Origin of the sequence: Paenibacillus sp. FSL M7-0134 (genome assembly GCF_038007865.1) — a bacterium.
GTDB lineage: Bacteria > Bacillota > Bacilli > Paenibacillales > Paenibacillaceae > Paenibacillus > Paenibacillus polymyxa_B.
Genome location: NZ_JBBOXV010000001.1, coordinates 967529 through 984836, shown reverse-complemented (window position 1 = coordinate 984836; position 17308 = coordinate 967529). Strand labels below are relative to the sequence as shown.

The following is a 17308-nucleotide window of genomic DNA, read 5'->3' as shown; positions in this document are numbered from 1 at the left end:
CATCCAACAGCCGGATAAGGCGCAAGTCTATCTTATATAAACAACTGCATATCGGATTCGAGCGCATCTTTTAAATACGTTTTGGCCTCGATAATTTCCAGTTCAGGTATAAATTCTTCCGGTTTAAAGCCCATAATATCGACCGATAGCTTACAGGCATAAAATTTCACATTTTTCTTCCGTGCTCCTTTTAAGAAATGAATGAGCTTCGGGGCTTCGTTATCTTCGATCATTTCCGTCAGCATCAGCTTGCCAAGGCCGCTAAAATTCATTTTGGATAATGGCAACTCTTCGGGTCCTTTTGGAGTCATCCAGCCCATGATTTTTTCATAAATCGTCTTGTCCTCAAACGTCATCTTGTCAGGATCACGAACCAGAAATAGTCCCCAGAACGCAAAAAACATCGTCACGTCCACGTCCAATTCCCGCGCTGTATTTGCCAGAATCAGTCCAGCCATTGCCTTATCATAATCGCCGCTGAACATAAGCAGATTCATCCTTTTATCCACAATTCCCGCCTCCATTACCAACAGATATATTCAGTATGGATTTGGGAATGAGAAGTATGCCCAGTTCACATATCGCTCACAATTTATGGAGTGGGTGTTGGCAAGAATTTTTAGCGTTGTTTTTCATGTGGAGATAAAGGGCCGGATGCTTTCTTTCAGTGAAGTGAGCGGACCACTGATCAACTGTTCCAATTCATCCGACGTGGAGCGCGTATCTATTTTGCCCAAAAACCCAAATATCCAATTTTTGATTTGGGGGTCTTGACGGAGGGAGACGGATCTGCCTGTAAGCTCGGTCAAAGCTGCTGTTAAATCTGAAAAGGTCCAGGGACTGGAGGAGACAAATTCATATTTCTTGTTCTTATGGCGGTCTGGGTCGGATAGCACTGCTGCGATCCCTCTGGCAAGATCCCAACGCGTGACGGTGTTAAATTTCCACTCTCCAGGGTAAATATCGAGTGCGCCCTTCGCTATGGCGGCGTTCAGGTCGAGAGTTTTGACAAAATCGGTATATAATGAATTCCGTAGAAAAGTGTAAGGAATTCCGGTGGTGCAAATGGCGTGTTCTGTAGCCAAATGCAGATTGGAGAGGGGGATAGAGCTGGCTTCAGAAAAGGCAAAGCTGGTGTATAAAATGTGTTCTACTTTACATTTTTTAGCTACTTCTATGATATGAGTATGTTGACGAATACGAATCGTATCGTCGGGATGTGAACTTGAAATCAACAACAGTTGGGAAGCACCCGCGAATGCTTGCTCAAGCGAATCGGGTTGATCGTAGTCACCTAATCGTACTGTAATTCCCTGTGCCTCATAGTGTTTTCCGGTTTCAAGGTGGCGAACACAAGTGGTAATTTCATGAGGTGAGACTTTTTGAAGGAGCTGTTGTATGATTAGGCTCCCCAATTGACCATTGGCTCCAGTAATAACGATCGACATGGAATATCATCCTTTTTATACAAATGGGATTTTAGTTTAGGACTTAACCAATTGAGTAGAAAAGCCGTTACGTCCTCTTTAATTTGTTGAGCAGGGAAAGGAGCTGCTTCAATTCCTGATCATTCAACACCTGCATTTTTTCCGCAATCCTCTGCCGGTTTTCGGGTAAATTACGCAGCAGAAGGCTTTGCCCTTCGCTTGTTATAGAAATTACCGATTTTCTACCGTCCATGGGATGGCCTTCCCGGCGAATGAATCCTTCGTTTTCGAGCGGGGTGAGCAGCAGGCTAATATTTGATTTGGTGACACCGATCCTTTGGGCGAGCACAGATGGGAGAATTGTACCTCCTTCCTTCATGATTTCAACCAGAATTCGAATTCTGGCTCCATTGGTTCCCTTCGAATGCCAGTATTTTTCTGAGACATCAACTAATCCGGCTGTCGTTTCCACCAGTGAAAAGAAAACCAGAGAATGCAGCGGCAAATCAAGTACGTAATCCTGTAGGTCTTTCAAACGATCACCACCATAAATGTAGTTAAGGGCTTAACTAATATGAATTTACTAAAGTTAGGTAGTACTTGTCAAATTAATTTTTCAGCGCTGATAAGCGAATTTCAAGGTCGCTACCGCTGTTGTATCTGTTTGCACCCACCGTTACCAATGTCATATCTACAAACCGCTCCTATTCTGTATAATCTCAAGGGAATTCAAGACATAAGCCTGAGATCGGGAGGATCATGAGAAAGTGAGTATAGACAACAAATATAAAGCACTTGAACTGGAAAAGCCGGGCATCTACGAGCTGGAGGGACTGGAAGTCGGGGTCACCTCTAATTGCAACTTCAAGTGTGATTACTGCTGCGCGTATCAGCGGAACGATGGGCAATGCATTAGCAGCAAAGAGGTCATTGATATTATTGATGACATTCCAACGTTAAAACGTGTGCGACTGTCCGGGGGAGAAGTGACCTTGAAGTATGAGGATTGTCTGGACATTGTGGCTCACTGCTCAAGCAAGGGCATCGCTACGCAGCTCAATACCAATGCCAGCTTGCTCAGCCCTGAACGAATTGAGAAACTACGTGATGCAGGACTTTCCAACATTCATATTTCTTTCAACTTCACGGATGCCGATAAATATGCAACCTATTATCATGTTCATCCTCGCATGTATGAGAAAATCGTTCAAAATATCCGATTATGTACCGAAGCCAAGCTGGAAACGGTGCTGGAGACGTTGCTGTTTGCGGAGACGCAGAACAACATGCCAGCGATTAGCGAAAAGGTATATGAACTCGGTGTGCGCATCCATGAAATCCAAAACAGCATTGTGATGGATCATACGAACTGGAATGCTATTTCCACCAAGGAAGCGCTCGTTCGTTCCGTTCATGACCTGATTGCACATAAGAAAGATGATACTGTGTTGTATTTCACCTGTATGGACCGTTTTGCAGAAGCGCTGGGCTTCAAGGAACAGCCTGGTGTTTATTTTTCCAACTGTGTTGATGGTAAAAAACAGCTCCATCTTCACGGGAACGGGGACATCCTGATCTGTGAGCTATGCCATCCTGTGGTCATCGGCAATATTTATAATGGAACATCCCTAAAGGATATTTACAAAAATAAACCGAAGCAGCTTCAGGAGTTTCTCGACAAACTGCCTTGTCCTGCATATGATGCGCTTTTTCCTGTAGGAAGCAAGTAAATATGATTTGAGATTGTGAGGCTATAAGCATCTACCACCCTAACAGTCAGGGTGGTAGATATCCTTCATATAACTCCATGAGTCCTTTATCAATGATTTTAATGAAAGGGTTTACATGTTAAAATATAAAAATATGATCTTCTTATGAAAGAAGGAGTAGATATGAAATATAGAAATGTAGGCAACAGTGGTCTTAAAATTAGTGAAATCGGTCTGGGGAGCTGGTTAACGTACGGTACAGCTGCCGAGCAGGAAGCAGCTCATACCTGTATTGCCAAAGCCTTTGAACTCGGGATTAATTTCTTTGATACCGCGAACGCGTATAACCGGGGAGAAGGCGAGAAGGCTATGGGAGCTGCCTTGAAGCCTTATCGAAGAGAGAGCTATGTGTTATCTACCAAGGTGTATTTCCCTATGGATTCTGGTCCGAATGACAGGGGACTGTCACGCAAGCACATTATGGAGCAATGTGAAGCGAGTCTGAAGCGTCTTGGCACGGATTATATCGACATGTACTTCTGTCATCGTTATGATTCGGGTACTCCTTTGGAAGAGACGCTGCGAGCGCTCGATGACCTTCAGGCTCAGGGTAAGATTCTGTACGCTGCTGTCAGTGAATGGAGTGCTGCCCAGCTCACGGATGCCTATGGGATTGGAAAAAGGCTGAATTTGCGGCCACTGATTGCCAATCAGCCAATCTATAATATGTTCGAACGTTATATCGAACATGAGGTACTTCCCGTATCTGGGCAGGTAGGTATCGGCCAAATTGTATTTTCGCCTCTGGCTCAAGGTATCCTCACGGGTAAATACAAGCCTGGACAACCTTTACCGACGGGCAGCCGCGGGGCTGATGCCTCTGTCAATAATGTCATCAGCAGTTACATGAACGATACCGTTCTAAACTGTGTCCAGGAGCTGGATAAGCTGGCGAAGGATTTGGGTATTACCCTGTCACAGCTCGCGCTTGCCTGGATTCTGAGAGAACCGGGTATCAGCGCTGCACTCATTGGGGCCACTAAACCGGCACAAATCGAAGAAAATGTAAAAGCAGTCGAAGTGACGCTGCAACCGGAGACATGCGTGGAAATTGAGCGGATTCTCAAGCAGGCAGAAGGTTTTGAACCTTTGCGTTAAGCATTCTAGCCTCTGTAGAGGGGAACCATTAATAAAAAAGTCTCGCTCTTCCTGTCCTTAACAGAGAAGAGCGAGACTTTTTAACTTGCTTCAAGCAGGGCATAAATACCTGAAACCACACTAAATACAATCCCGCTTACTAAAACAAGGATTTGCTTCTTACTGAGATCCAGCGGATCAAAAAAGATAGGCAACAGCCATTTTAGGCTGATGACAGCCCATAAGCCCTCCAGTAACCCTAGCATCAACACCTTTTGTCCCCAGTGAAACTTCATTTGCGGTGTTAGCGGACCTTCAAGAAACAGGTCACCTGAAGTATGGAGATTCCAAGAAACAATAACTACGAATATAAGGAGAGTTAATAGGGTTGACATAATATAGGTGATATCTTTTTTAGCCTTTTTCGTGAGTTTCGGCGATCTTTTAAACTCAGGCAAGCCAATCAGGAAAAAGACGATTCCTACGATAATAGCCACGCCTACAGAGGAACAGAGTATGATATTGGCTACGATGCCGATGCCATTGATGATTAATAATAAAATAAGCTCTCCCCCTTTGGGGTTACGATGATAGTTATTTTATTGTACATATAGGAACGAAAATGCTCAAATATTTGGAAAAGCCCCAGCGCTTTCGCCTGGGGCTTTTTTTTGCTTTTTGCCGATTACAATGCTGATTTAATGACCTTTTTATAATACAGGATGGATAGTATCCCGAAAATGGAATATAAGGCGGTGTACAGCACCATAACGATGATCATAGGCATCCAAATTTCAGTTCCAAACAAGAACCAGCCAGATTGAACGGCGAAATAGCTATGTGAAAGGCCAATTACTAGTGGAATGCCGAAGTTAAAGAGTTGTTTTATTTTAATGCCTCTAAGCAGGTCACTTTGAGTGAACCCTAACTTTCTTAACACGGTGTAATTGGCTTTTTCGTCTTCACTCTCATCCATTTGCTTAAAATAAAGGATGCAGCCTGATGTAATGAGAAAGGTCAGTCCTAAAAAGCCAACTACAAACATGATCACTCCCATGTTCCGCTTCTGATTGCTGCTCATTTCAAGGCGTGATGTTTGTTGATCATTAAAATTCGCAGCTGCAAAGAGACGATCGGCTTCTTTGATCTGTTCTGCATTTATCATATCAATTCCAATATATAATGATGACTTCTTTTGAATCTCAGGATTTGCATCTTTCTTTAGCCGCTCAAAGATAGTTTCGTCTACAATGACAGTGGGTAATCCACCGGCTGTAAAATAGTAGGGAATCACGTACTCCTTTTTTAGACCCACATATTGTTGGTGTATGACTTCCTTATTTCCCTTCAAATCCAATGGACCTGAGTTTTTCAAGGACATGAATTTCTGTAACAAATCATTATAGCCTGTTAAAATCGTTTGGCCTGGAGATACATCCGTACCCTTCACAGATTGATCGCTTATGACAGGCAACGTCATGGAATTCGCACCGATATTTAATCCTTCCAGAGGAGTGTCCATAATTTGCGCTGTGTTCACGCTGACTTGAATAACTTCAATTTTCTTTTCTAGATACTTTATGTCATGCTCCTGAAGTAACGTTTTGAATTTCTCAGCATCCGGTACATTCGTCATTGCAAAATGGGAAGGCACATTGTCCTCAGCTGCTTGATCCGCAGAATAATAGGCGATATAGCTTAAGGAGAGTAAACCGATGGCAAGTGCCGATACCGTCGTAATAATGGTCAACAATAAAGCATTGGATTTCATGCGGAACATAATGGATGAGAGAGACAGCACCTCATTAATGTTCAAATAGCCGCCTTTACTTTTTCTGATGATATTGGAAATAAAGCGGATAGATCCTTTATAAAAAAGGAGTGTTCCGATGATGACAGAGCCCAAAATAAACACCATAGCCATAAATAACTCATTCATGGATGTAAAGTCTCCACCAAACAATTTGGAAGAAACATAGTATCCTAGAGCGATGAATGAAACTCCAATGATCCCGATGATCATCTCATAGATAGATATTTTCTTGATTTTCCCTTCGGTAGTTGAGGTTACTCTGAACAAAGACAAAATACTCTGTCTTTTGATAAAAGAATAATTCATGAGCATGATCAATAGGTAGATGATACCAAAAACGATGAGTGTTTGAGTCAGTGCTTGGTTAGAGAAATATAAAGTGGCAATGGCTTCGACGCCCGTCGTCTTAAATAAAATCATGATCACTAATTTGGAAAAGGAAAATCCAACCCCAATTCCGATGAATAGTGAACTGAAGTATAGAATTAAGTTTTCAGCACTCAGGATGCGAAAAATTTTATTTTTAGTCATTCCGATCAATTGAAATAGGCCAATTTCTTTGCTGCGTCTTTTTATAAAGATATTATTAGCATACAAAAGGAAGATGCAGACAATGGCGACCAGTAAAACGGATGCTGCCCGTATGGAAGCTGCACCTTTAACAGAACCCTTCACTTCGTCCATGGAGGGATCGTATTGTAATGTGACAAAAGCGAAATAGAGCGCAACACTAAAAATGAGAGCAAAAACATAAAGGTAATAATTTTTAAGGTTTTTTTTCAAATTCTTTAGAATGAGCAGATTAATGTTCATATTGGACCCCGCCTAAGACCCCTTGGGTTTTCATGATATCCTGGAAAAAGCTTTGTCTTTCCTGCTCGCCTTTGTGAAGCTGCGTATACATTTGCCCATCTTTAATAAAAATGACCCGACTGCAATGGCTGGCAGCGACAGGATCATGCGTGACCATAATAATGGTTGCCTTGCGTTTTTGGTTTAATTGGCCCAGCTTATTTAATAAATCGGAAGCCGACTTGGAATCCAGTGCACCTGTAGGTTCATCGGCAAAAATAATACTGGGCTCATGAATAAACGCTCTGGCCGCAGATGTACGCTGCTTCTGTCCACCCGAGATTTCATTGGGGTATTTGTCCTTGAGCTCATAAATTCCCAGTTCTGTAGCTACTTCCTGAAATTTTTGGTTGGCTTCTTTTTTAGGCGTTTTGGTGATGGATAAGGGTAAGAGAATATTCTCCTTCACGGTTAGCGTATCCAGCAGATTATACTCTTGAAAAATAAAGCCTAAATGCTTTTTGCGAAATTCAGCCAGTTGCTTTTCTTTCATTTTCGTCATTTCGATATCATTGATTCTAATGGAGCCTTGGCTCACTTTATCAATGGAGGAAAGAACATTCAGCAGTGTGGTTTTACCTGAACCGGAGGCTCCCATAATACTGACAAATTCCCCTTCTTCAATGACGATATCTATTCCCTTCAAAACCTCCTGCATATTTAACTTATTACCGTAACTTTTATGAATTTTATGGGCTTCTAAAATACTCACTTCGATGCACTCCTTATTGTTCTTGTAGCCTTATTATAAAAATAGAGCCGATGTTTTTCCTTTGATTGGGCGAACAATACATAAAAGCATGTGACATCTCTGTCACATGCTCACCATGCTCACAAAATCATTTCGTTTGGGAAAAATTAAAGTGAAGGTTGTACCCACGTTCGGTTTGGAGTGCACATCTATATGTATGAGCAAGGACTGTGCTGCCTTTTTCGTTAAATATAACCCCATGCCCGTTGAAGTATGATCAGAATGTTGGGTTGTGGAGGTAAAACCTTTCTCGAAAATACGGGGTATATCCTTCGGATCAATACCGCGCCCAAAGTCTTGGACCTCAAGCTGTATTCGATCCCTTTGTTCATAGCTGTGAATGATAATATCACTGGCATCGCTATATTTGATGGCATTGGTTAAGAGCTGTCTGATGATAAAAGCCAGCCATTTGGCATCACTCAGCACTTCCATGTGCTCCAATTGGATGTCAAAACCGATCCCTTTTTGGATGCACCATGACTGTAATGCTTTGATTTCATTAAAAACCAGAGATTTTAAATTCACTTGCTCGACATACAGATCATTTTCAATAAAGGATATGCGTTTGTGATGGAGCTGCTGATCCAGCAGTAAGTGGATTCGTAGCCATTCATAGGTTAACTGAGCTTTTAGGGGCTTATCGTCCAACCGCTCAATCATCAAATGCATGGTGGTCAAAGGTGTTTTTACCTCATGAATCCAGGATAATAATTCATCTTTTTCATGTTCAAGTGTCAATTGATTTTGCGAGATGATCTGTTGTAACCGTTCGGTCTGGTCAGTGATTTTTTGTTCAATGATTTGCTCAAACGGACTCTCCGGTTCGCCTATACCCGTTAGTTCAAGAGGGCTCCTCCATTCTTCTAGTGTTGTATAGAATTTGATTTCCTTGGGATAGCGAATGATTAAAAAAACCAAGAAAATCATCATGGATAAGAAGACGATATAAAGGATGGGCATTAACGGAATTGCTGCATCCACATAAGCAATGAACAGGATCAGGAATTGCTGACACACAAACAGTAGAATCCAGCTCCGCCTCTCTATAAGGTATTTTTTAATCATAGGCAGGTGCCTCTTCTGTAGCCATATAGCCTTGCCCGACTTTCGTTTCAATGAAACGGCCCAAATCCAGCTCGTCTAATTTTTTACGCAGGCGGTTCAAGTTGACGGTCAGGGTATTGTCGCTGACAAAACGTTCATCATCCCAGAGGCTTTTAATTAATTCCTCTCGTGCGACAATTTTATTTTTTTGTTCGATCAGCAGCTTCAAAATAAAAATCTCGTTCTTGGTTAATTCGATGGAGCCAGCCTCATTGGCTACTACGTTTTTTTCATAATCGACCGTCGCTCCACGCCATGTTTTCAGGGAGACAGGTTCTGTATTGTAATTATATACGCGGCGGAGTGTCGCCTGTAATTTTGCAATGAGTACATCAAAATGAAACGGTTTTTGGATAAAATCATCCGCGCCAAGCTGCATCGACATCACCATATCCGTAGGATGATCCCGTGATGATAAGAAAAGAATGGGCACGTTAGAGTGGGATCGAATCATTCGACACCAATGAAACCCATCAAATTTCGGCAATTGAATATCTATCACGACCAGGTCAGGCTTTATCGTTGTGAATTCCTGAATGACTTTATTAAAATCCTGGATGCCATACACATCATAGTTCCATTGAGTTAACCGATCCTTCATTTCATGGAACAAAGTTTCATCATCTTCAATTAGTAGGATTTTGAACAACGATTTCACCACTTTAACCTTTTTTTAGGATTTTGCAACTCCCCTTTTATAAAGTGTATAGCAAAAATTGTATATGTGCTACATGTGTGGATTCAACTTGATACTGCGATAATCTGCTGTTAATAGTTGAGGTTTATAGTGGGGTTTATATTGACTATCTCATATATGTTAAAGGATGGATGCAATGATGGGAATTCACACGTATTTTCGGTCGCTAAATGAGCTGGAAAGAATCATCCGTTGTCCGGGTAAGTTTAAATTCGAGGAACACAGCGTATCGGCACATTCTTGGAAAGTAGTACAATACGCTAAAACGCTGGCTGATATTGAAGAGAGAAATGGTGTCAGTATTGACTGGAAAAAGCTATACGAGATTACGAGCAGTCACGATTACGGGGAAATTTTTATTGGGGACATCAAAACGCCTGTTAAGCATTCCTCTAAGGAACTACGATTATTAATCCAGCAGGTCGAAGAAGGTATGATTGAGTATTTTATTGAAGAGAATATTCCCGAGGATTTTAAAGCTATTTTTCGCAAACAGTTACGTGAAGGCAAAGATAATTCAGTAGAAGGTTTGATCCTTGAAGTTGCTGACAAGATGGATCAGGTGTACGAAGCATTTGCCGAACTACAGCGGGGAAATACTGAAAAAGAATTTATAGTCATGTACCGTAATGCACTTGTGAAAATCAAGAATATTCAATTACATTGCGTTGATTATTTTTTGGAAAATATCTTGCCCGATATGGTCAAGGAAGAAACGCCTTCATCCATTGATATCAAAAAGATTACGGAAGAAGCCTTAGCTCTGTAAATGAATTTCTCTACCGTCCAGAAGCTACTGAAGCGCTTCTGTTCATACATAATAATAGTTTTATTTGTAATAAAGTAGCTTCTATATGAAAATAAAGAGCAATAAGGGCAGTTGATTGAACTGCCCTTATTGCTTTTTTGGGGTTGGAAAAACGGAGGGCTAAGCGTATTCCTTAAACAATTTATTAAGGTATAAGAATATTAGTTATTCCGAAAAAGGATTTGGGAAATTCGTTTTCGTGGCAGCATATTGTTCCTTGGTGTTGCCGATTCCCAGTTCGCCGTTTTTGTTATATCCCCAGGACCAGACCGTCCCATCGGCTGTCAAAGCATGGGAGTGGGTTCCTGCTGCACTGAATGCTACTACATCGGTTAGTGGCGTGTTTGTGTCATCTACAACTTGGGATGGGACTTTAACAGAAAATACATCGGTCCCGTCACCTACCTGTCCCTCATTATTGGTTCCCCAGCCCCAAAGAGTTCCATCATTTTTAAGTGCAAAAGTTTGAGTTTTGCCTGCTTTCAGTCTACTTACATTGGAAACATTGATCAATACGGGTGATCTTCTAAAAGTAGAGGTTCCATCCCCAAGCTTTCCAGAAGTGTTACTCCCGGAAGCATATACTTCTCCGCTGTTCGTTAGTACATAAATGCGGTCAGCTCCGGCAGTAAAAGTTTTGATATCATCAATTCGATATTGAACAGGGGTAAGCTGGTCTTCTTTGTCATCCTGCCCCATTGCGCCATCATAACCACGTCCCCATACCCATAGCTGATTATCTTTGTCTAAGGCTGCACCAAAGCTATCGCCAGCGTCAATGGCTACAATATTCTCCAAACCTTGTACCTGCACAGGCTTAACGGAAAAGGCGGAAGCTCCTTTTGTGCCAATGCCCAGTTGGCCAAAGTTGTTTTCTCCGTAGGCCCACACGGTTCCGTCATTTTTGAGCGCAAGTGTGAATTGACCGCCTGCCCTCACTTCCTTCACATCATTAATATATTTGTTTTTAACAGGCTCATTTACAAAACCCTTTTTAATCCCTGTTCCTAGCTCCCCGTAACCTGCAAAGCCCCAAGACCAGATGGTTCCGTCTTTTTTGAGCAAGGTCGAATGCAGAGCACCGGCATCAATCATAGCGATATCAGATACATGGGCCTGCACCGGACTTGTTTTATTATTCCCTCCGCCAGCGCCCACGCCGAGCTTGCCATTACCGTTACTTCCCGTTGCATAAAATGAAGATCCATCTTCCATGGCCAGGAAAGCGTTAGTGGTCCCTGCCGAGAGCAAATGGTCGTAATTTACAGTAGAATCAGCGCTTGCCGTAATAGAGCTTCCTACTAAAAGTGTTGATGCAGCGAGAGCTACCAAACTGAGTTTTTTTAACATATAATTGCACACCTTTCAAAATGTAATGGATAAATACAGACTAAAGCAACCAAATTGTTCCTGTCCGCGTCTTAATAGTGAACATATTCTATAAACCAGATTAGGGAGGATCACTTATGAAAAATAGAGTTTCTGCCCTTGTCCTTGTCTTGCTTGCGGCAGCATTACTGCCTGCATGTTCTACAACAGAATCGGCTACGCCGGTTAACGAATCTAATGGAGCGGTGGCTCAATCTATTTTTGACTTAGTCCGTCTGGAAAGCACAACGGTATACACAGGGCGTGCCAAAATCGAAAGTATTGAAAGAATTGAAAAAGAAGTAGAACAACCCTTAGCAGCCCCCACCATGGACTATTTGGTCCGATTTGAACAGCCTGTTCAATTTGCTAAAGAACTACCCCAAAGTGATGATCCAACGGAAAAACCTATCCAATCGGTCTATATATCTGTCCCAGATACACATATTTATAAGCAGATGGATGGTCAGCGGAGGCAATTAATCAATCCAGCACAATTACAAGCGGGGCAACCGATTGAAGTTTCTTATGTGTACCCTGTAACACCTGTTTTCCTGGCATTGGAAATCGTTGTGCTGGATGATTTATAGAGGAGGCCGGTAAGGCCTCCTTACTCCTATACAAGCACGTTATATCATAAGGCTTAGGTGATATTAATGAGTTTTACCATGTTGTAGATATAACGTGTTTGCTCATACTTAACCATAGTGCCTGCAGAGTTCTTAACTTGAATACCGGACGAGCCTCCACCATCAAGAAGAATGGCTTCAAAGCAATCCTGTTTAATAAAATAATTGCGAAGTTGTTTCAGTGTCGCATTTTCATGAACAACCAGGTAGACCTGCCAAACATTATTTACGACCTTGAAGCCCAGGCCAGTTCGCCCGGTGGAATCGGTGTATCGCAACGTTCCGTTCAAATCAAATTTTTCAATATCTTTTAAATCCTCAAGCCATGCTTCTTCCTCTTTCTTCAGCGACAGGCTACCGCCGCTAATAATAGACTTATACGTAATCGAAGTCCCCATTTGTTTTTTGAGATCCGTCACACTTGAAGCACGGGTAATCCCTATTTTCGTTTTGTTGCTCTCCGTGTATACAAATGCTGTACCACGGCTATTCCCTTTGGCATTCGCCTTAGTATCATGGGTATTATTAGGTGTGACCGCGATAGACAAACACTCGGTCGGCGCCTTTGTTGTGCTGATTGGGTTAAAGAAGCCCCCATTAATCCCGTAATCGGTTTGCTGTGTGATCCGGCTTCGAATATTTTTATTTTGAATATTCGAAGCTGGCGTGATGATAACATGGAAACCATCGGACGTTTTGGTGTAAGAGTAGTTTGCTGGCATGTTAAACCTCCAATTGGATTATTTTGAAACCGAATCTCGCGCGATAATTCGTTTCTCATATATATAGGAAATTTACAGCTGCCTCTTACAACCCGGAAATCAAATTTTTCTAAAAAATTTTGAAATAGCATATACAAGACAATGCTTGACTTCAAGTTAACTTTAAGTAGTAACATACGGAATGTGACGTAGTGATTAGGAAATGCGATGACTATTCTGATAATTTAGGAGTGATAAAAATTGAAAAAGAAACAACTGGGTAACAGCGACCTTCAAGTATCTGCACTGGGTCTGGGCTGCATGGGTATGTCCGAATATTACGGTGAGTTGAATGATCAGGAGTCGATCAAAACGCTTCATCGTGCGCTGGAGCTAGGGATAAACTTCTGGGATACTGCCGATGTCTACGGTGTGGGGAAAAATGAAAAACTGATTAGCCAAGTCCTGCGGAGCCACCGTGACGAAGTCGTATTGGCCACTAAATTTTCCATTATGCGCGGGGAAGATGGCGCATTTATGGGTGTAAGTGGCCGTCCTGAATATGTAAAAGAGGCATGTGACCGCAGCCTGCAAAGACTGGGTGTAGATGTGATTGATTTGTACTACCAGCACCGTGTCGATCCGAATGTACCTATCGAGGAAACGATTGGCGCGATGAGTGACTTGGTTCAGGCGGGAAAAGTCCGCTATTTGGGGCTGTCCGAAGCTTCTCCTGGGCTCATTCGACGCGCTCACAAGGTACATCCGATTACAGCGCTGCAAACGGAATACTCCTTATGGAGCCGGGAAGCGGAAGATGAAGTTATACCGACGTGTAAGGAGTTGGGTATCGAATTTGTGGCCTACAGTCCACTTGGACGCGGATTTTTGAGCGGGCAAATTCAGAAGTTTGATGATTTTGCAGAAGATGATTTCCGTCGCTCGGTGCCACGTTTCCAACCTGAGAATTTCCAGAAAAATCTGGACCTCGTGCAGCATGTTAAGGACCTTGCTGCCCAAAAAGGGGTCAAACCTTCTCAACTGGCGTTGGCATGGCTGCTTGCGCAGGAGGGAATTGTACCGATTCCAGGAACCAAGCGGGTTACGTATTTAGAGGAAAATGCAGGTTCCATCGATGTTGTTTTATCCACACAGGAAATGGAAGCTATTAACGCAATCATTCCAAAAGGAATGGCAGCAGGCCTTCGTTATCCGGCAGAGCGGATGCCGAATTGGCAAGCTGAATAATTAAGATAGCATATTAATCCCAAAACAAAAGCCGTCCTTTACGCGGATCGGCGCGAAAGGCGGCTTTGTGGGTTTACATATACAGTTAAGGACGTGGCTTGAAAATGCCGAAAGGACGTCCGACGGGCAGGAATGTACGGTCAAAATGAGCATTCAGAACGGCAGCTCCTGTACCATACAGTGAGAGCAGACCAATGCCCATTTCAGCATAAGCGGCGATGGTATGGAATATCTCTGGTGCAACGCCGAATGCATCGAAGCTAAGACCGAGGAACAGAAAATCAATCAACACAAAAATAAAGAATAGAACCTTATGCGTCTCCATCGCTCCAATGGTCATAAAGAGCGTAAAGATGAGATAGCCCGCAAAGGCAAAGCCGAGCTGCTTGCCGTCTACAGCAGACGCCAGCTCAGGGCCGAATACGCCCATTTTAATCATCCAGCTACTAGCTACGGCTAACCAGAAGAAGGCGTAAGCACCAAATGCCGTCATGCCGAAGGTATTGTTATGTTTTGCATCCTGAATGGAGGCAAACAGCTGCGCAAAAGCACCGAGAAATATAGCCCAAGGGATGATGAAGCTTAAGCCTTCGGTGAGACCAAGCTTTTGGGATGAAGCCACAAGCGTTACGATAGCCAAGCCAAACAGGCCGATCGCACTCGGATCGGCCGTTATGATTTTTACGTTAGAATGAGATTCGTTTTGCATGAAAAAATAGAAGCCTCCAATAATGTTCAAGTACGCGTCAATCTGCCGATGCCAGAATCACACTGACATATTGTAACGGAAACCGACGTACTCGCATAGTAGGTAATTCATAAAATTTCTACCGATTGCGGTTGCCTGTATTGACGTTATTACGCCCGCCTTCAATACTGACTGATTTACCTCTAGTATCTGTGATGTTGTCCTTAATTTCATTGGAGTTGGAATCGGTGACCCGTATTCCTATATTGGAGAACCCGGAGTATGTGGTCATCTCGTTACCAATAACTTTGTTGTTGTTTGCGTCAGCAAGGCGAATGACTGCCTCTGGAGTAAGTGAGGAATTGGTTTGAATAAATTCGTTGTCGGTAAACGTATTGCCATCCGATTGGACCAAAAGACCTTGCAGGGATGCATTTTTTACAGTATTTCCGTATACATTGTTACCTGTTGCTCCAGTCAGGACAAAGATCCCGCGCGGGTAATTTTCAATCACATTATTGTTTACAGTATTGTTGGCGCCATTATTAGGGATGCGAATGCCTGCGTATCCATCAGATTGATGGGTCTTGTTAATAATTTGGTTCCCAGTGACTGTCGTGTAGGTTGCGCGTGATAAATTGATTCCACTGCCGCCGCCCGAATTGGTAATCTGGTTATTCGTAATTTTGACATTGCGGAACTCGCCTGCCGGAAAGCTCTCGTGTCCGGTGGCAATAGCATGTCCATTATTTCGGTCAAAGCGGCTGTTGGTAATCTCTGAATCTCTCGTTCTGCGAAGAAGGGCTCCGATCGTTGTATCGCAAATTTCCACGTGATCCAGCGTGAAGTGAGAGACGGCCATTTCCATAATAATACCGCCTACCTGACTTTCGCCACGGGCTTCACGGTTGGCACGGTCTGCATCAATGGTGAGATTAGATAACTTCACGTCTAGTCGGTCAGAATTGTTTCGTAGAATCGGATCGCCAACGACGTATTGGCTTTTAGACCCTGTCTTTTTGAAAATCGTTTTTCCCATTCCGTCACCGTTCAGGCTAACCCCGGCATATAAACGAATAGATTCGTCAACCAAGTATGTTCCTTTTGGAAAATAGACGGTTCCCTCCATTCCTCGGTCGTAGAAATACTTTAATGCATTCTGAATTTCCTTTGACTGTGAGGAATTCGAGTTGGCTTTAACACCAAAATCCTTGGCATTAATTACATTGTCCGCAGCTCGGGCTACATGAATGTCTCCTGTAGAATTTTGAATAACGAACGCAATGATGGCTACGAGTAAGAAGCTAAACCTGACCTTCCGATTAAAGATATTTGACATGATACATATTCCTCCTAACAAAATAGTTGAATTAATTACATAATTACCCTTTATATTTTCGGTCAAAATGGGTTTTATTTCAAGTACAGTGTGTGACAGCCTATTTTCTGTGGTCCGAACCCCGAGTCTGTCCGAAAGGGTGTCTCCAAGGGGGGCGTATTTATAACAGCTGGGACATGCCTTTTTGTGACATAAATCTTGGTTTCTAGCAGAGGTAGCGGCCCACGCAGAAGGGGATCTGGATGCATATGCATACTGTATGCGCAAAAACCCAAAAAGATAAGAGGGATGACTAGTGCCTATTGGAAAAATGAAAAAGCATAAAGAAATGTTGCAACATCCCGTTTTGCGTTCGCATTTACCTGAAACCCACTGGTTTACGGATTCAAGGACCTCGCGGATGCTGAATACTTATTCATCGGTCTTCATAAAACCCAATCACGGGAGTGGTGGCAGCGGGATCATCCGGGTCAAGAGATTGAAAAAAGGATATGAGGTTCGTAGCGGTTCAAGTCGAAAGTTTGTTGGATCTCGTTTTGTCTTAAAAGCAATTAAGTCATACCGGAAATCCAGACATCGGTATTTGGTACAGAAAGGACTTCGGTTGGCTAAGTACCACGGGTCGATTTTTGACACCAGGATATATTTACAGAAGCCAAGGGGGAAATGGGTTATTTCCGGGGTGGCTGCCCGTGTCGCGGCACCTCATAAGTATGTTACCAATTATCTTAAAGGAGGGCATGCAGTATCCTTGCATCGAGTGCTATTCAGCCTTTTTAAGCACAACCGCGCGAAAGCAGATGCCTATTTTCGTAGAATCTCCAAACTATCCGTCATTATTGCCAAAAAGATCAATGAACGGCATCCGGTTCGCGAATTGGGGGTTGATATTGCCATAGATAAAAAAGGTCATATTTGGATTATCGAGGCCAATTCACACCCAGGACATATGCTATTTACTCAATTTCCCGATCCTACTATGATCAACACCATCATGAGAAACAAGAGTCTTATTCGAAAGTAGATTCCATGCA

The 17308-nt window shown here is 42.8% G+C and carries 18 protein-coding genes; 6 read left to right on the top strand and 12 right to left on the bottom strand.

Features of this window, described 5'->3' with window-relative positions; all coding sequences use genetic code 11:
* Window positions 1–32: 32 nt before the first annotated feature.
* From NSQ58_RS04265 to NSQ58_RS04255, 3 genes are all read right to left on the bottom strand, one after another.
* Window positions 33–509, bottom strand: a complete 477-nt coding sequence (locus NSQ58_RS04265; RefSeq protein ID WP_023991039.1) for a DsrE/DsrF/DrsH-like family protein — start codon at window positions 507–509, stop codon at window positions 33–35.
* 123 nt (window positions 510–632) lie between these two features.
* Window positions 633–1448: an NAD(P)H-binding protein gene (locus tag NSQ58_RS04260; RefSeq protein WP_341056944.1), complete on the bottom strand. Its 816-nt coding sequence runs from the start codon at window positions 1446–1448 to the stop codon at window positions 633–635.
* Window positions 1449–1515: 67 nt separating this feature from the next.
* On the bottom strand, window positions 1516–1962 hold the full coding sequence (locus NSQ58_RS04255) for a MarR family winged helix-turn-helix transcriptional regulator (RefSeq protein WP_076295181.1): 447 nt from the start codon (window positions 1960–1962) through the stop codon (window positions 1516–1518).
* A 232-nt stretch (window positions 1963–2194) separates the two neighbouring features.
* On the opposite strand from NSQ58_RS04255, the gene NSQ58_RS04250 reads away from it, so the two are divergent.
* Window positions 2195–3157 carry a radical SAM protein gene (locus NSQ58_RS04250; RefSeq protein WP_028540917.1) on the top strand — a complete coding sequence of 321 codons (963 nt, stop codon included), beginning with the start codon at window positions 2195–2197 and terminating at the stop codon, window positions 3155–3157.
* A 162-nt stretch (window positions 3158–3319) separates the two neighbouring features.
* A complete protein-coding gene (locus NSQ58_RS04245) occupies window positions 3320–4294 on the top strand; it encodes an aldo/keto reductase family protein (protein WP_076156709.1) in 975 nt (324 codons plus the stop codon).
* Between the two features lie 80 nt (window positions 4295–4374).
* On the opposite strand, the gene NSQ58_RS04240 is transcribed toward NSQ58_RS04245, so the two are convergent.
* From NSQ58_RS04240 to NSQ58_RS04220, 5 genes are all read right to left on the bottom strand, one after another.
* Window positions 4375–4770 carry a hypothetical protein gene (locus tag NSQ58_RS04240; RefSeq protein ID WP_103744510.1) on the bottom strand — a complete coding sequence of 132 codons (396 nt, stop codon included), beginning with the start codon at window positions 4768–4770 and terminating at the stop codon, window positions 4375–4377.
* A 188-nt stretch (window positions 4771–4958) separates the two neighbouring features.
* A complete protein-coding gene (locus NSQ58_RS04235) occupies window positions 4959–6899 on the bottom strand; it encodes an FtsX-like permease family protein (RefSeq protein WP_075154967.1) in 1941 nt (646 codons plus the stop codon).
* Window positions 6889–7650, bottom strand: a complete 762-nt coding sequence (locus NSQ58_RS04230; protein WP_264454378.1) for an ABC transporter ATP-binding protein — start codon at window positions 7648–7650, stop codon at window positions 6889–6891. The genes NSQ58_RS04235 and NSQ58_RS04230 overlap by 11 nt, the downstream gene beginning before the upstream one ends.
* Window positions 7651–7752: 102 nt before the next feature.
* Entirely contained in the window at window positions 7753–8757 is a 1005-nt protein-coding gene (locus tag NSQ58_RS04225; protein ID WP_023991031.1) for a sensor histidine kinase, read from the bottom strand.
* Complete coding sequence (locus tag NSQ58_RS04220; protein WP_028540911.1) at window positions 8750–9445, bottom strand: response regulator transcription factor; 696 nt, start codon at window positions 9443–9445, stop codon at window positions 8750–8752. The genes NSQ58_RS04225 and NSQ58_RS04220 overlap by 8 nt, the downstream gene beginning before the upstream one ends.
* Window positions 9446–9632: 187 nt before the next feature.
* On the opposite strand from NSQ58_RS04220, the gene NSQ58_RS04215 reads away from it, so the two are divergent.
* Window positions 9633–10262, top strand: a complete 630-nt coding sequence (locus tag NSQ58_RS04215) for a YfbR-like 5'-deoxynucleotidase (protein WP_023991029.1) — start codon at window positions 9633–9635, stop codon at window positions 10260–10262.
* 204 nt (window positions 10263–10466) lie between these two features.
* Here the strand turns inward: NSQ58_RS04215 and NSQ58_RS04210 are convergent, their stop codons facing one another.
* Complete coding sequence (locus NSQ58_RS04210; protein ID WP_053326445.1) at window positions 10467–11651, bottom strand: RCC1 domain-containing protein; 1185 nt, start codon at window positions 11649–11651, stop codon at window positions 10467–10469.
* A gap of 116 nt (window positions 11652–11767) precedes the next feature.
* On the opposite strand from NSQ58_RS04210, the gene NSQ58_RS04205 reads away from it, so the two are divergent.
* On the top strand, window positions 11768–12259 hold the full coding sequence (locus NSQ58_RS04205) for a hypothetical protein (RefSeq protein WP_028540909.1): 492 nt from the start codon (window positions 11768–11770) through the stop codon (window positions 12257–12259).
* Between the two features lie 53 nt (window positions 12260–12312).
* Here the strand turns inward: NSQ58_RS04205 and NSQ58_RS04200 are convergent, their stop codons facing one another.
* Entirely contained in the window at window positions 12313–13020 is a 708-nt protein-coding gene (locus NSQ58_RS04200) for a phosphodiester glycosidase family protein (RefSeq protein ID WP_023991026.1), read from the bottom strand.
* A gap of 240 nt (window positions 13021–13260) precedes the next feature.
* On the opposite strand from NSQ58_RS04200, the gene NSQ58_RS04195 reads away from it, so the two are divergent.
* Window positions 13261–14247 (top strand): aldo/keto reductase, encoded by a 987-nt coding sequence (locus tag NSQ58_RS04195; RefSeq protein WP_264454379.1) that lies wholly within the window; start codon window positions 13261–13263, stop codon window positions 14245–14247.
* A gap of 85 nt (window positions 14248–14332) precedes the next feature.
* Here the strand turns inward: NSQ58_RS04195 and NSQ58_RS04190 are convergent, their stop codons facing one another.
* Complete coding sequence (locus NSQ58_RS04190) at window positions 14333–14956, bottom strand: acetate uptake transporter (protein WP_023991024.1); 624 nt, start codon at window positions 14954–14956, stop codon at window positions 14333–14335.
* Window positions 14957–15074: 118 nt separating this feature from the next.
* Window positions 15075–16274, bottom strand: coding sequence for a glycosyl hydrolase family 28-related protein (locus NSQ58_RS04185; RefSeq protein WP_053326441.1), 1200 nt, complete (start codon window positions 16272–16274; stop codon window positions 15075–15077).
* 295 nt (window positions 16275–16569) lie between these two features.
* Here NSQ58_RS04185 and NSQ58_RS04180 point away from each other — a divergent pair, with 295 nt between their 5' ends.
* The gene (locus tag NSQ58_RS04180) at window positions 16570–17298 is read left to right on the top strand and encodes a YheC/YheD family protein (protein ID WP_053326440.1); all 729 of its coding nucleotides are present in this window, start codon (window positions 16570–16572) and stop codon (window positions 17296–17298) included.
* Window positions 17299–17308 lie beyond the last annotated feature (10 nt).

Excerpts from the sequence above, each read along its gene's own strand:
- NSQ58_RS04260 (WP_341056944.1), bottom strand. The coding sequence starts at position 1,448 with ATGTCGATCGTTATTACTGGAGCCAATGGTCAATTGGGGAGCCTAATC.
- NSQ58_RS04245 (WP_076156709.1), top strand. The coding sequence starts at position 3,320 with ATGAAATATAGAAATGTAGGCAACAGTGGTCTTAAAATTAGTGAAATC.
- NSQ58_RS04235 (WP_075154967.1), bottom strand. The coding sequence starts at position 6,899 with ATGAACATTAATCTGCTCATTCTAAAGAATTTGAAAAAAAACCTTAAA.
- NSQ58_RS04225 (WP_023991031.1), bottom strand. The coding sequence starts at position 8,757 with ATGATTAAAAAATACCTTATAGAGAGGCGGAGCTGGATTCTACTGTTT.
- NSQ58_RS04215 (WP_023991029.1), top strand. The coding sequence starts at position 9,633 with ATGGGAATTCACACGTATTTTCGGTCGCTAAATGAGCTGGAAAGAATC.
- NSQ58_RS04210 (WP_053326445.1), bottom strand. The coding sequence starts at position 11,651 with ATGTTAAAAAAACTCAGTTTGGTAGCTCTCGCTGCATCAACACTTTTA.
- NSQ58_RS04205 (WP_028540909.1), top strand. The coding sequence starts at position 11,768 with ATGAAAAATAGAGTTTCTGCCCTTGTCCTTGTCTTGCTTGCGGCAGCA.
- NSQ58_RS04200 (WP_023991026.1), bottom strand. The coding sequence starts at position 13,020 with ATGCCAGCAAACTACTCTTACACCAAAACGTCCGATGGTTTCCATGTT.
- NSQ58_RS04190 (WP_023991024.1), bottom strand. The coding sequence starts at position 14,956 with ATGCAAAACGAATCTCATTCTAACGTAAAAATCATAACGGCCGATCCG.
- NSQ58_RS04185 (WP_053326441.1), bottom strand. The coding sequence starts at position 16,274 with ATGTCAAATATCTTTAATCGGAAGGTCAGGTTTAGCTTCTTACTCGTA.